The organism is Candidatus Marsarchaeota archaeon (assembly GCA_023485295.1).
Lineage (GTDB): Archaea > Micrarchaeota > Micrarchaeia > Micrarchaeales > Micrarchaeaceae > Micrarchaeum_A.
In genome coordinates this window covers 135793-150392 of sequence record JAMCZQ010000006.1, presented here as the reverse complement: position 1 = coordinate 150392, position 14600 = coordinate 135793, and the positions used below count along the sequence as shown (strand labels likewise).

14 protein-coding genes, 1 tRNA gene and 1 pseudogene are annotated in these 14600 nt (G+C 42.7%); 9 read left to right on the top strand and 7 right to left on the bottom strand.

Annotated elements, in window-relative coordinates; all coding sequences use genetic code 11:
- The first annotated feature begins 2 nt into the window (after positions 1-2).
- A complete protein-coding gene (locus tag M1125_03625) occupies positions 3-1046 on the top strand; it encodes a flippase-like domain-containing protein (GenBank protein MCL5404896.1) in 1044 nt (347 codons plus the stop codon).
- Positions 1047-1060: 14 nt separating this feature from the next.
- On the opposite strand, the gene M1125_03620 is transcribed toward M1125_03625, so the two are convergent.
- Entirely contained in the window at positions 1061-1438 is a 378-nt protein-coding gene (locus M1125_03620; GenBank protein MCL5404895.1) for an OB-fold nucleic acid binding domain-containing protein, read from the bottom strand.
- A 141-nt stretch (positions 1439-1579) separates the two neighbouring features.
- Here M1125_03620 and M1125_03615 point away from each other — a divergent pair, with 141 nt between their 5' ends.
- From M1125_03615 to M1125_03595, 5 genes are all read left to right on the top strand, one after another.
- Positions 1580-2359, top strand: a complete 780-nt coding sequence (locus tag M1125_03615; GenBank protein ID MCL5404894.1) for an Mrp/NBP35 family ATP-binding protein — start codon at positions 1580-1582, stop codon at positions 2357-2359.
- A 24-nt stretch (positions 2360-2383) separates the two neighbouring features.
- Entirely contained in the window at positions 2384-3436 is a 1053-nt protein-coding gene (gene amrS / locus M1125_03610; GenBank protein ID MCL5404893.1) for an AmmeMemoRadiSam system radical SAM enzyme, read from the top strand.
- Between the two features lie 121 nt (positions 3437-3557).
- Positions 3558-3971 carry a vitamin K epoxide reductase family protein gene (locus M1125_03605; GenBank protein ID MCL5404892.1) on the top strand — a complete coding sequence of 138 codons (414 nt, stop codon included), beginning with the start codon at positions 3558-3560 and terminating at the stop codon, positions 3969-3971.
- A 1-nt stretch (position 3972) separates the two neighbouring features.
- On the top strand, positions 3973-5112 hold the full coding sequence (locus tag M1125_03600) for an HD domain-containing protein (GenBank protein MCL5404891.1): 1140 nt from the start codon (positions 3973-3975) through the stop codon (positions 5110-5112).
- Positions 5113-5140: 28 nt separating this feature from the next.
- A tRNA-Lys gene (locus M1125_03595) sits at positions 5141-5214 on the top strand.
- Here the strand turns inward: M1125_03595 and M1125_03590 are convergent.
- Genes M1125_03590 through M1125_03565 form a run of 6 tightly spaced genes read right to left on the bottom strand, consistent with a single transcriptional unit; the run spans position 5215 to position 13199 of the window.
- Positions 5215-5700, bottom strand: coding sequence for a hypothetical protein (locus M1125_03590; protein ID MCL5404890.1), 486 nt, complete (start codon positions 5698-5700; stop codon positions 5215-5217).
- 51 nt (positions 5701-5751) lie between these two features.
- A complete protein-coding gene (endA, locus tag M1125_03585) occupies positions 5752-6921 on the bottom strand; it encodes a tRNA-intron lyase (GenBank protein ID MCL5404889.1) in 1170 nt (389 codons plus the stop codon).
- Between the two features lie 32 nt (positions 6922-6953).
- A complete protein-coding gene (dph5, locus tag M1125_03580) occupies positions 6954-7715 on the bottom strand; it encodes a diphthine synthase (GenBank protein ID MCL5404888.1) in 762 nt (253 codons plus the stop codon).
- 9 nt (positions 7716-7724) lie between these two features.
- On the bottom strand, positions 7725-10484 hold the full coding sequence (locus M1125_03575; GenBank protein MCL5404887.1) for a DEAD/DEAH box helicase: 2760 nt from the start codon (positions 10482-10484) through the stop codon (positions 7725-7727).
- An 8-nt stretch (positions 10485-10492) separates the two neighbouring features.
- The gene (locus M1125_03570; GenBank protein MCL5404886.1) at positions 10493-12469 is read right to left on the bottom strand and encodes a hypothetical protein; all 1977 of its coding nucleotides are present in this window, start codon (positions 12467-12469) and stop codon (positions 10493-10495) included.
- The gene (locus M1125_03565) at positions 12456-13199 is read right to left on the bottom strand and encodes a D-aminoacyl-tRNA deacylase (GenBank protein ID MCL5404885.1); all 744 of its coding nucleotides are present in this window, start codon (positions 13197-13199) and stop codon (positions 12456-12458) included. Before M1125_03565 ends, M1125_03570 begins: the two co-directional genes overlap by 14 nt.
- A 137-nt stretch (positions 13200-13336) precedes the next feature.
- Between M1125_03565 and M1125_03560 the strand changes: the two genes are divergently transcribed.
- From M1125_03560 to nuoB, 3 genes and pseudogenes are all read left to right on the top strand, one after another.
- Positions 13337-13633, top strand: a complete 297-nt coding sequence (locus tag M1125_03560) for an RNHCP domain-containing protein (protein ID MCL5404884.1) — start codon at positions 13337-13339, stop codon at positions 13631-13633.
- Between the two features lie 59 nt (positions 13634-13692).
- Positions 13693-14049 (top strand): NADH-quinone oxidoreductase subunit A, encoded by a 357-nt coding sequence (ndhC, locus tag M1125_03555; GenBank protein MCL5404883.1) that lies wholly within the window; start codon positions 13693-13695, stop codon positions 14047-14049.
- Between the two features lie 169 nt (positions 14050-14218).
- Positions 14219-14593, top strand: a pseudogene (gene nuoB, locus M1125_03550) (NADH-quinone oxidoreductase subunit NuoB).
- Positions 14594-14600 lie beyond the last annotated feature (7 nt).

The window sequence follows — 14600 nt, the reverse complement described above, 5'->3', positions numbered from 1 at the left end:
TGATGAAAACGCAAAAAAACAAGTCCATATGGTTCACAATCACGAACATAAACAGCTTGAGTAGGAAGGAGTATATAAAGCTGATTAGGCGCGTTGCGTTCTTCGTTGGGCTTGGCTTCATTGCAAGCTTTGCCGTATTCATAGTTATTGCAGTAATAGGCGGGATAGGGCATGTCTTCAATATAATTTTAAGTGCCAACATGGAACTTTACTTATTGGCATTTGCAGCAGTGTTTGCAGGGTATTTGCTGAGATTCATAAAATGGAATTATTACATTAAGAAGCTCAAGATCCACGTGCCTGCTTCAAAAAACTTCATCGTCTACATGTCGCAATATTCGATGAACATAACTCCTGGGAAAATTGGGCGTGTATTGGTAGCCTATACGCTGGGGCGCCTAACCAGCATAAAGACCTCCACAATCCTGCCTGTAGTTACTATAGACATATTTACGGATTTTTTGGGTGTAGGTTTGCTGGCATTGATATCGGCACTATATTTTGATGAATTCGTCATATACGTAGTAATTATAGATGCTGTTCTTACCCTGCCCTACCTTTTCATATTGAACGACTGGTTTTACAATTTCATAAAAAGGCTTTTCAAAAAGCGCAGATTCATAGAAACATTCACGCTCTATGGGGACGAATATTTCGCTTCACAGAGCACACTTAATAAGCCAAGCACCTATCTTGTTTCAATAGCAGTTACCTTGCCTGCTGCTTTCCTTAATGCAATGGCCCTATATTTCACGCTTCTTGCCGTAGGCCTGGCACCGCACGTTGTGGGAAGCGCATTCATAGAATCTTCAAGCAATTTATTTGGCATGATAACAGGGATACCCGGAAATATAGGGGTCACTGACGGTTCGCTAGTGGCTTTGATAGGTACTTTGTTTAAAACCACTGCCGCAACCTCTTCGGCAGTCACAATAATGACTAGGCTGGCAACGTTGTGGTTCGGCATTTTGATAGGCGGCGCGCTGTTAATTTATAGCTTTAGGTATTGGACCGCCCCTCGCAGGCGTAAAAGACAAAAAGCTTGAATCAAAAGAGTCGATTATTGATCCTCGTTGTCCTCGCTGTCTTCATCAAGATCTGGCATGTCCATTGAGTCTTCAGATTCGCCTTCGCCATCAGACGCACCAGACGATACTACCTTTATTTTGCCAAATTTACCAGTAGAGAGCTGAGGCACGCCACGGAATTCATTGACATAGCAGTTAGACAGCTCTATCTTGTCTCCAGTCTTTACGGTATTTATATCGTCGCCCCATAGAGACATGTTTATGGTGCCTGTTTCATCCTTTAGGGTTATGTTTGCTACAGTCAGTCTTTTGCCAAATTTATTGACTACTTCCCTTGGCTCTTCCTTCTGGATTACGGTTGCCGTAAGGCTGACGTTTCCAGTGCCTGCTTTAAGATCACTTATTTTCATTTGAACACCTGAGTTTATCAATATTTTTATATAAAGCTTATTTAATCTTTGCTTTAAAGCACGTGCACATTTGTGGTATTATCCTAACATGCGTAGAATGTAAAATATAAAATATGGTTGCCACAATCATATATTGGTAGAATGAGCGAAGTAAACACAGTGCATCCTTCATTTGCCGGAGTGCTGAGGCAGAAGGAACGCATAAAGGAAAAGCTGTCAGGCATAAAGAATAAGATAGGCGTATACAGTGCAAAGGGCGGCGTTGGTAAAACAACAGTATCTGTAAACTTTGCTGTTGCGCTTGCCAGCATTGGGTATTCTGTTGGGCTGCTTGATGCAGACATAGACTGCCCGAACGTGCCTCTTTTCATGGGCATAAAGGAACGCATGGACATATCGCAATTCCCCCTAAAGCCTTTGACAAAGAATAATGTTAAGGTTGCTTCTACTGCTATGATTGTAGATGATACAAAGAAGCCAATAATCTGGAGAGGGGCGCTGATTGCAAAAATGCTTGGTGACTTCTTTGAAAATACTGAATGGGGTGCCTTGGATTATCTTATAATTGATTTGCCACCAGGCACTTCAGACTCGCCTCTTTCGATAATGCAACTGCTTGACATGACTGGTTTTGTGATGGTGACTACGCCTGCAAAAATAGCCTCGATAAATTCTATAAGGTCTGGCTTAATGGTAAAAAGACTGGGCAAGCCAATTCTAGGCATAATCGAAAATATGTCAGATTCTGCATTGTCTAAAAACACCATCGAAGTTGCAAACGAATTAGGCGCCGAGGTCTTGGGGCACATACCGTTTGACAGGCGAATTGCAGATCTGGAGGATGAGGGCAGAATACCTGTTTTAGAAAGCGACGCGCTGCGTGAGACGTTTGTTGAAATAATAAAAAAGATAAAAGTATAAGTATTTCAGAAACGATGTAATATCATGATCAAAAAGGCGCTGCTTTGGGAAGAAGTTTCCGGAAAGGTAAGGTGCAATGCATGCTCTAGAAGGTGCCTTATACCAAATGGCGGCCACGGGTTTTGCTACGTAAGGAAGAATATTGAAGGGGAATTGTATTTGGCAAATTACGGGATTTTAGACGCTATACAATTGGACCCTATAGAAAAAAAGCCTTTTAACCATTATATGCCAGGAACTGCGGTGCTGGGGGTTGGCACTTCCTCTTGCAATTTTGGCTGCATGTTTTGCCAAAATCACAATATAAGCAAGGAAAGCGAAGTAAGGGGGGTCTATTTAGGGCCCGAAGACCTGGTAAAGCTCGCCTTGGAACAGAATGCAGATGGCATTGCCTTCACTTATAACGAGCCTACAATATTCATAGAATACGCTCTTGACGCAGCGACCGAAGCCCACAAACACGGGCTCTATGCAGTATTCGTAAGCAACGGCTATATGACTAAGGAAGCCATAGATCTAATGAAAGGCAAAATAGATGCTGTGGTTGTGGATTTTAAGGGCAATGCCGAAAGGATTTTTACTAATAAGTATATGGCGGTTTATTCCGAAGCTCCGATAAAAGAGGCATTGGTAGCTTTGAAAGATGCAGGCATACACATTGAGATCACAGACTTGGTTATACCAGGCGTCGGCGATTCAGATAAGGCCTGCACAGATCTGTGCAGTTGGATAGTGCATAATTTAGGCACTGATGTGCCGCTGCATTTTACCAGATTTCATCCGGATTATAAGATGGATTATATAGAAAGCACACCGTTAAAAACGCTGGAAAGACATTACAGCATAGCTAAATCGTTTGGTATGAAATATGTGTATATAGGGAATGTGCCAGGTCATAAGTACGAAAACACATACTGCCCAAAATGTGGAAGCTTGGCAATTAAACGCTTCGGCTTTTCTATATTGGAATACAATTTGAACGAGAATGGAGAATGCATAAATTGCGGAGAGAAGATAGGTATAATCAGCAGTAAACCGGTGCATTTAAAGAATGCTGAGATTAGGACCCTATATTGAACTGCGTTTAGCTGCCTTTTGCTTTTTGAAAGATTCTAATGCATAAGCCGTCACTGCAATTACCACCAAGATATTATATATTTAAATAATGTTTACTGATAGTAAATTGGCATGTGATAATATGAAATTCAGCAATGCGATTTTTATAGTGTTTGTGGCGATTGCCCTGCTGGATAGCGTATACCTCAGCGTGGAGCATTTTGACAATGGTGTGCTCGCATGCCCGGATACAGGAATAGTGGATTGCGCGCAGGTACTGTCAAGCAATTTCTCAAGTGTTTTCGGAATTCCTATTGCTTTTCTTGGGCTTGCATGGGTCGTGATAATGCTAGTCATTTCATATAAGCGGGATGAACTAACTGCATTCCTGGCTCCGATATGGTATATTGTGGGGTTATTCGGAGTGGGGTACTCTTTTACTGCGCAGTACCTTATCGGCAAGATTTGTATCTACTGCACAACGCTAGACGTATGTATTATTGCAATCGTGCTGCTTGCAACCTTTAAACTTAGATTGCACAAAACAAGCGTTTGAAATGAAAATCAGGAAAAAGGCATTTTATATACGAGACCCTGTGTCTGGGGACTTGAGGCTTAATGGGGTTGTAGCTAAGCTTATCGAAGATGAAAGATTCCAAAGGTTGCGCTATGTAAAGCAATTGGGCTTCTCATATCTCGTCTTTCCCGGCGCCCACCATACCAGATTTGAGCATTCGCTTGGAACATGGAGCATAACAAATGAGATTTCAAAACGGCTTCTTATTGAGGAAAATGAAGAGCTGTGTATTGCTGGCCTGCTGCATGATGTCGGCCATATGCCAATGTCACATGAATCTGAAGGGCCAATATACGCCAAGACAAAGATGCTGCACGAGGATATTGGCAGGAAGATAATTACAGATACAGGCATGCTTGACTGCCTAAGCTCTTTTGGCTTGTCAAAGAAGAAAGTGCTAAACTATTTCGATGGTAACTCGTACGGCAAGATAATCACAGGAGCGATAGGCTCTGACAGGATAGATTACTTGATGAGGGATGCTTATTACACAGGAGTTGCCTACGGCGTGATAGACTACTACAGGCTTAGAAACGTCATAACATACGCAATGGGCGAGCCAGCAGTATTCGACAACGGGATTGAGGCTGTGGAGTCATTTTTGGCCGCAAGGTACTATATGTACTCTTCGGTGTATTTCCACCATGCATGCCTGATAGCCAATGGAATGTACAAGAAAGCGCTGGCTCTGGCTCTGGAATCCGGCAGTGTAGACCCGTACGAATTCGTTTACTATGACGATACCAAAGCTTTGAATGCTTTATCAGCCATTGACGCGTCTAAGCAAATGATAAACGACTTGCTTAATAGGAAGCTGTTTAAAAGAGCATACTATTACCCAAATTTTAAGGGTAGCATAAAAATTCCGGAATTATGCGAAGCTGTTGAAAAGGCAGGCTTAAAGGAAAGCGAGTATATAGCAGATATAATTCCGTTTAAGGCTGCTGAAAACCCGATAAACATAGTGTTCAAAGAGGATTCTAGCATAAGGCATTTTGACGAATTGTCGCAGATATTTAAAACACTGTCAATGATACAAGAAAGGCGGAAAATAATTATAGTTGCATGCAAACGAAAATTTGTTAAGCGAGTAAGCGATGCGATGAAAAAGATTTTATAATGTCGCTACAAACAACATACGCAATATTGGGCCCATAGCTCAGTTTGGTAGAGCGGCTGGCTCTTAACCAGTAGGTCGGGGGTCCAAATCCCCCTGGGCCCGTCACTTTCGCTCAAGACTGCCATAATCTTTTAAGACAGGGTTCTCTTTTAGTAGAAAGGTGCGCTTTTTCATTTCAAATGACTGGCCCTTAAAATCATTTGGAACTCCAACTAGGCTTTCATCCCTTACCAGTGTTTTAAAAACCTTGATTGCAATATCTGAATTTGCATCGGAAAACATGCCAAACAGGTTTGACGGCTGCTCAGTTCTGTATGTTCCTATGTTTATATTCCTATCTTCAACTATGTCAATATTGAATATTTTCCCTTCAAGGTCCTTGTCAACGGTGTAGCATACCCCAACTAGCCTTATTGGGCCTTTGCCGTTAATTATCGGCATTTTTGTTATCCTGTACCTGCTTTCAACAAAGCGCAGCATGCCGTACAGGTTTGGCTGCTTGTTTTGCGAATCTTTGTTAAAAATTAGCTTATTCGCAATCTCAATCGAATCTGTGGGAAATTCTATGCCCTTCTTTATATATAGCATATAAAGTCGTTATTCACTTGAAACACAAAAACTTATTAAGATTCTGTACGGTTAAGGCTGCATCCAGTCTATCTCATAATATTCGTACTCGCTCTTTGGAAGATCTATGCGCTTTATCTTGTAGTATGTAACAGCAGTTTCCCTGTCGGCTATTGCTATAACAAGTTCCAGCGCCCTTTCTTTAGCCTCGTTGATTATTGCAGATAGTTCATTGCCACCTATATACTCGTTTTCACTCAAGGACAGCATCGCATATTTTGGCGATTGGCTTTCTTTGCCAACGTTGTTGTTTGGGTTCCTGCCATACAGCACAAAATCTATGTCAAGACGTTTTTTCCTGCTTTTGCCAGGTATTGCAAGTATGAAAGTCTTCTTGACAGAGTGCGCAACGCGTATGGCTCTAGCCCATTCAGATGTAAGCAGTTTGGAGTCGCGTGGAAATACATGCAGTACGTGCTTTGAGTGTATCCAGTTTTGATCGGTTTTTATTGGCTGGGCGCCGGGAAAGTATATCCTGAAATGCGTCCCGAACTTGAAGCCGGTTTTGACAACATACCCCTTAGAGCGCCAGTCCTTGTATACATCATAAAGTTTTTGCGAGTCTTTCCTTACAGCCATTGCTGCGCGCATGATGTCATTTTTTGTGTAACCCTCCACGGAAAGCGCATTGCTTTCCATCAAGTATGTGGTTTCGTAGACATCCAGCTTATTCAGGATCCCATGATCGCTTAGCTTATAGGTGCCATATTGCCCGAACCAGTATTTTTCGTATATTTCCTTCCCTGCGTCCTTGTCATCAATTATTGTAGTGAGGTCTTCAGGGAAGAATATGCCCCGCATAGAATAGCTGGAAAGCGAGATTTTTGAATAGGGATATTTTTTAGCCTGCATGCCATCTTTTTGGGGCTTGTTGGCGCGGTGCGGATCTGTAATCATCAACCCTCTGTCACGCCAGTCCTTGTAGGTAAAATACCGCGCCATAAATTTCTTATTTTTCACAAATACCGAGGCCAATCCGTTGAAAGAGATGCCTTCGCCAGATTCCGAATCCTTGCATTCGGCTTTTCTCACATCCATCAGGTAAAGGCCCTCTTCAGGCATCAGTTCTAGCATGCCGCTGCTTAATTCCCCTATGCCGCCAGTCCTTACTGTGTCTATTGTCGACTGGTCAGTTGCGTAAATGCGCCTTGATTTTTTATTGAATAATATTTGCAGTGTCAAAACGCTCACTTTCTATTTATTGTGCTGTATCCCTATATATAATCTTTCATGCCGGTAAGCATCTCTTTTTCTATGTCTGATAATTTTGATGGAAGCACTAGCGTTGCAGCCCTGTTGCTTTTTTCCTTAATGAGCTGGCCTATTTCTGCATACGCCTTTTCCTGCTTCTGCGTCCCCAAATCGAACAGCGCTATCAATTTTGTATGCGTATTAAATATGCCTCCTTTGTAATGATCTTCGGCATTCAGCACTATTTCCAACGCTCTGGAAATCGGGATTGAACTCTGCAGATTGCTGTCAAAATCAAGCAGCATTAGGCTGTGCAGCGAATTTTCATGATTAAATTTTATTGTTTCGTAGAATGAAACAGGCCTGTAATGCGAAGACCAGTTTGCAATGGTGCATATTGGCCCGAACCTATAAAAGTCCAGACCGCTTTCCCCGATTGCCACGGACAATATAGATATGCCGTGCACCACTTCGTACGGCACATTGCGCTTTCTTGCTTCTATCAGTATTATTTTGTGGGTCGTGGCTATTAGCGGGTCGCCTCCGCAGAGCACTGCAACATTGCTTTCTTTTGCCTTTTCTACCAGCATTGCGGCTTTCTCCTCAAGCTGGCTTCTGTCTAGCAGATTGATTTTGCCCTCTTTAATGCTTGATATACGCTCGAATTTTTCGGAAGATATAACTGAAGTGTAATTTTCCGCAAAGACTTCTGATTTGCGTATTATTTCTATTGTTTTTTCGGTAAGTTCTGAATTGCCCAGGCCAAGACCAACTAGGTAAAGCATGCATACACCCTATATAGACCAGTATTTTTTGTTTTTGACGAATTGCTTCTGTGCTTCTATTAAATCCATGTAGAAAAGCCTGTCTTCTCTTCTAAGCATCATAAGAGCCCTGGAAGCCGAAGTCGGCCCGATTCCGTATGTTGAAAGCGCTGCCACTGCTTTCCAACCATACGATGATATAAGTGACGCTTCTGTCAATGTGTCTTTAAGCGCCTTAGTTTCCTGCTTGGTTAATATTATGGAATTCTTCCTTTTTATAATTACCTCCATTATGTTATTCTTGTTTATTGCTATCATAGGGCTCCCACAATTAGGGCATTTTATGCTTTTTAATTTTTGCAGTTCAGATATCTTCTTAGAAAAATAAAACGCACAGTATGTGCATATAAGATTCGCTTCTTTTGCAGTAAGGAATTCTACAAACGAATTTAGCAGTTCATTGCTCGGAACCAATGGCATTATGAGCTCTCTTGTATAATACGCCGAATCCATTATTGCCTTGGTAATTGTGCTTATCTTTTCTATTTCTAGCACTATGATTTCCTTTTTCCTTTCTTTTAGCATTGAAATAAAATTTGAGACTGCAGAAACGTCAAAATAATTGTCAATGAGCTCTCTGATAGCCTCCCTATAAACTGGAGTGTCCTTAAACAAGGCCATCAGTCTTTTTGTAAGGGATCTGGATATTTTTGCTTCCTTGTCTACGATCCCGAAAAGCTTGGCTACAGATACAAAATGGTACATTAGTATTTCGGATTTTTCGAGCATGTCCAGCAATAAGCCCCTTACGCCTTCAGGATCGATTGATCTCAGCAGCTTTACAATGTCAATTTTTTTGTTGTCCGCTTCGACAAACACCATATAGGGTGATGCCTTTATGTTAACGCTTCTTCCCAATTTCAAGCTTGCCATGTCGCCAATAAGCCTCGACAGCGCTTCGTTTCCAAGGGTGCCCAAGAAGGTATATAACGCAGAATAATCCTGATGGACTTCGAGTACTGCTTTTCTGCCAGATTCGGAAGAATAGGGCTTGCATGCTTCAGAAAAGTTGGTTATTTGCGAAATCACACTTTCTTCGCATATATCATATTCTTTTATCAAGTCTGCATGCCCTATTATTTTTGATACAGTATTTGCTACGTCGAGGCTTACAGGTATGTCCTCGCCTGTCCAGTCGGGTATTGCAGCCTCAAGATCCGTAGATGGCTCCACCTTGATTGAGTCTTCATCTATGCTTATGATTTTCCATGGGAGGCCTTTTGTTATGAATACTGATCCCTCCTGTAACTTGCTTGCAACAAATTTTTCATCTAGACTGGATATAATGCGGTTGTTTGCTATGTTTTTTACAAGCAGCCTTCTGCTATCGATTATCATGCTAAGGTGGCTGTAATAATAAGTGCGTGTGTGCGGACCTGCACTTATGTTCTTGCCGTCAAAGCCTATGAGCATCTGTTTTGCCATAAATCTAAGAAGGTCTGACAGGTCTTCAATTGTGGCTTTCTTGTATATATACGACCGCTTTATAATTCCAAGTGCATCTTCCGCGCTTATGGATTGCTTGTCCAGGGCAATTCCGCATATTTGGTTTGCCAGCACGTCCATTGCGCCAAACTGGCATTCATACTTTTCCAATATGCCATCCTTAGAGTTAATGCAGACTGCAGATGCCTCTATGGCGTCTATTATGCCGGTTGCAACAATCAACCCCTTTGGCGTTCCGGTTTTAGAGTGACCACTGCGCCCGACGCGCTGCATCAGCCTAAGGGCTTGCCTGGGCGATCCATATTGTATAACTTTGTTTATGCTGCCAATGTCTATCCCTAGCTCTAGCGAGCTTGTGGCTAAAAGTCCTTTTAATATGCCGCTTTTGAACTCATTTTCGGTCTTTATTCTTTCATCCCTCTCTAAAGAGCTGTGGTGCACCCCTATGCCGCCAAAAGGCTCGATCTTGTTTATGTACAGCAGCCTGCTGCCTATGGCCTCGACTATCTGCCTTGTATTTGCAAACACCAACGTAGACGTGCCTTCCGCTATCTCTGTAGAAATCCGGTTCAGGCGCGCAGCAGATGGCTTATCCAGGCCGAATTTTTCCTTTAGCTCTTCGGATAGCTTAGAAGACTGTGGCATGCAAACGGTTAGCTTTGGCATTTTCCTGATTTGCGCACTGACAATTTCGCAGTCACGATCTCCGCAAAGGAACTTTGCGACCTTCTCGGGGTTGCTTATTGTTGCGCTTAGCCCTATCCTTATAAATCCATGGCTTTTTTCCTCGAGCCTCTCCATTGCCAGCGACAGCTGCGCGCCTCTTTTGTTGTAATAAAGTTCGTGTATTTCATCTATTACTATGTATTTTAACTGGGAAAGAGCTTCGCCTAGGTATTTTGTAGGGAGTATGCTTTGTAGCGTTTCCGGCGTTGTTATTAATATTTGCGGGGGATTGCGTGCCTGCCTGCTTCTTTCGGAATTAGTCGTGTCACCGTGCCTGACTGAGACGCTTATGCTAAAATATTTGCATAGCTGCTCGAGCCTTAAAATCATGTCGCGGTTGAGCGCCCGCAACGGCGTTATGTACAATACTTTTATCCCTTTGCGCTCGGTACTTTCAGACAGTTCCTTTATTATTGGAAGCATTGCTGCTTCTGTTTTGCCTGAGCCTGTCGGAGCTATTATAAGCACGTTCTTATGCGCTTCTATTGCAGGCATTGAAATTTTTTGTATTTCTGTGAAGGTGCCATACCTCCTCAGGAATATATCGTATATGTCCATTCGCATCTTCATTTGTGTTTGAATGACAGCCAGAACCAAAATGAAACAACAAAAAGTAGCAGTATTATTATTGCTATTATCACTAGGGGTGTCAACATTATTACTTTTATGCTTGAACCGCCGTTGGCGCTTACAGGCACGCTTATTCCGAAATATTCAAAGGTGCCGGTAACATTGCCATTTGGAACGTTGTATAATACATATCTGCCATTCTGTCCTATATTTATTTCTGATTCGGAACCGTTTTCAAATTTTGCTGTAAGAATTCCGCTTATCGGCTTGCCAAAAATGTCGGTTGCCTTGAAAAACACATTATATACTGAGAATTTGACAGGCAGGTTCCCTGGACCAAGCACACTGATTGTTGGGGTCTGCGAGCTTACGCTTACACCACCATAGGTGGCGTTGTTTACTATGTTAATTCCAGTAGGTAAAAATATTGACGTGAAATTATATTGCATGCCATTGACGTAAATCGAGGTTATATTTATGGCGGTGCCGTTCGTTGTCTGTGGGATTATGTTTACCTTGAATTCCTTTATGTATGTTGCGCTTATATTTTCAGGCGAAGTTACTGTTAAGCTAATGCTTGGCGTTTTCTGGCCTGTAGACCATGAATAAAAGATCAATTTTGATGTTGAGTTTATTTGCTTTTGCTGCTGCGTAAGCGTAAGAGTGGCGGTGGAATTGGCATAGTACCAGCCTGTGCCCTGGACCTTGCCTATCGGGGTTGACGCATTTACTAAATATTGTATTCCCCAAATAACGCTTAGGTTTTCAGGCTTATCAACGACAAATGAGTAATTTGTAGCTGTGGCGCCGTTGCTAAATTCACGAAAACTTGCCCGCGTCCCTCTGCCTATTGGAACCTTCGGCTCTGTTATGTTTAATCTGGCGGTAGAGTTTTCAGTGTACCACCCAGAGCCGTATGTCCCATTATAGGTGCTTTGCAAGCTTACTAAATACTGCGTTTGCCATATTGCGGTTTCAGTTATATTGCTTGACATTGTTACTGCTGTGGAATTTGCTGCACCTGTGTATGAGCCTATGCCGCTTCCAACCCACTTTACAAATTTTTCCCTGGTTGTACTGTTTATGTAAACGTATTTCGGCTCGCTTATATTTGCAGTGGTATAAGCTGGGTAATTATTGCTTGATGAAGGATTGCCGTATTGGGAATTCACCTGCAGATAGTAGCCAATGGACCATAGCTGTGTATTGTCTGGTTCTTCAGGTAAAAACGAACCAACTTCAAAGTAGTTGTTATACGGGCTTATTTCTTCGACGCCATACGGGTTTGCAAGCAGAGTCTCGCTTCCGACACCGTAGCCTATATAAGAGAATGCGGATTGGACATTTTCTTTTGTGTTGCCGAAGTATATGGACATGTTCTTGAACCTGACTTGCGGCATGTACGTGGTGTTGCTATATGTGGATGCCAGTTCAGCAAATGCCGCAGGCGCATTATGGCCTGAATTTGACGTGCCCAGATTTACGCTTCCGATCAACTGGCTGTTGAAATAAATATACCAAACGTCGTTTATTGAATGGAAGGAGTAAGTGTTGTATTCTCCGTTGCTGCCTACACTATTGTTTCCGCCGATGCCACCAAAAAACGAAGATCCGTTATACCCTTTTGGGAAGTATTCCCAAAACCACGTAGGGTATCCTTGGGCAAGGAAAACGCTGCCGGAGCAGCCATCTAACGTGCAGTTGTCTGGATAATAGCCAGTTTCATTAGGAACTTCATAACCAACCTGTATGAAAGCGCCATTAGAAAGTGTTTCTCCTATCCAGTAGCCGAACGATCCGGAAGAGGGCAGTTGTGGAGTTATTGTTTCGATGCTCACGCTTGCGCCGTTGTTAAAAGCGTCAGACGATGATGCACGGACCCCTGATTGGAACCAGTATTGAGCGCCCGAAAGCGGGGCGATGGCAAGCAGGACTAAAGCAGCAACGGCTATAAAAAATTTAAGTCTTTTCATACTCGATTCCAAGTTTTTTTAATTCGTTTAATACATTTAGCCTTTCCGCAGAATTTAATGTTTTCCATTCTATTACTGCGGATTCTGCTTTAGGTACGGATCTTTCAAATGCCTGTCGCAGAACGTTTGTTTCGCTTACGTAGTAACGCGGCATTATATGAGAAAACGCATAATCGTTTTCTATTGCAAGCTTTGTGAATTTTGATGCATAGTGATTACCCCCAATCCCTACAACGACCTTCCTTGGGCTCTCTGGATTCTCTATCGCTTCCAATACCGAGTCTGCAAGAAACTCTGCCAGCTCTTTGTTTTTTATAGTGGTTTCATCGCCGCCTACTTCTGCGAAAAAAGACGGAACATTTAGCAATGGGCCATGATGTGTGGCTTCATAAGTTACATTCATGTCTTTTGGGGCTGCAGATTTCATGCGCTTCAGTACACTGAACATTGGTATTGGAGCGGCTGTGCTTAACTCGTTAGGCTTCCCGCCAAGCTTCGCCTCGCTAGCCCAGTTTCCTTCAGAATGAACAGTGAAGGAGCGTATGTTCTTGCTGCTCACGTGCTTGCTTAAAAATATTATAGGGTCTTTGGCATTGGCATCGCAGCTAAAATCCAGCAGCGATGTATCTGTAACGGTGATTTTGATGCTGTCATTATTTTGGCGCTTGGATTCCAAATATGAACCTGCGTTCATTGACACTGTATCAGTGGTCGTGTATACTATTTGCATGGTTGCACTGTATTATTTCGCTTAAAAATATTATTAAGCATTTGGCAATGCCAATACGAAGGCGTTAGTCCGATAACAAAGCGATATTATTTATATTAAGAAATATGAAGCATTATATCTGAAATAAGATGCTATCTATGGCTAAAAAATTTTCGCGCAGGATTGAAAACTTCAAATGCATTGTTTGTGGGTATGAGGCAACAGGGAATGGTTATACCGACCATTGCCCTAATTGCCTGCACAGCCTGCACGTAGATATAAACCCAGGCGACAGGCTAAACAAATGCAGGGGTATTATGAAGCCCATTAGGGTAAGCATTGACAGGAGAGGAGCGTACTGGATAGACTATTTATGCCTCTCGTGCAAAAAGCAAAAAACAGTGGTTGCTGCAGCAAACGACAACAAAGAAGCACTCAAGAAACTCGCTTTTTAAGTTAGCCCCGTGCCGCATATATTTTTATAATTACCAATGCAAAGTATAGCAGTGTAAGCATGCTTTATAATTATATAGCTATTGTGCTTTTTGCACTCCTTGGCATATCCATACCTGCAGGATTCCTTTTTGCATCAAAGCTTTTGCGCAGGGCGGCAAATCTAAACGACGTAAAAACCGCGCCTTATGAAAGCGGCGAAAAGTCGATAGGCTCCAGCAGGGACATGGATGTGGAATATTTCCCGTTTCTGATGCTTTTCCTGCCTTTTGAGGTAATTGCCATTCTCACATTGTTATGGGCTCTGGTTTCTAAAACTGATGGCAGGTATTTGGGCATTTATTTCTTCATAATGCTTATAGCTGCATCAGCTTTATCGATAATAGGGTATAAGCTAATAGGTGGGCATGATGAGTGAAGATGCGCCTTATACTAAGGAGGCTTTTGAGAACGCAGAACAGGAGATGAACAGCCTGCTAGCCAGCAGCCTAAAGGGCAGGAAGGTCCAGACCAACGCACTGTTCCTAAAGCTCAGCGACTTTGCAAAGGCAAGGGCATCTGGCGTAATACAGTGGGCTGCGGAAAAGTCGCTGTGGCCGTTGCAATTCGGCCTGGCGTGCTGCGCCATGGAACTTATGGATTTCGGAGCAGCAAGGATCGATGCAGAAAGAAAGGGCTTCCTGCTGTTTAGGGGCACACCAAGACAGTGTGATGTAATGATTGTTGCTGGGTGGGTCACAAAATCAATGGTGCCCAGGGTAAAAAGGCTTTATGAGCAGATGTCAGAACCTAGGTATGTCATAGCTTATGGTGAATGTGCTACATCTGGCGGGCCGTGGTGGGAGAGCTACAACATAATAAAAGGCATAGACCAGGTGTTGCCTGTCGACGTGTACGCGATTGGCTGCCCGCCAAAGCCCGAGAACCTTTTCCAAGCGCTCATAAACTTGCAAAAAAAGATAGGTGGAA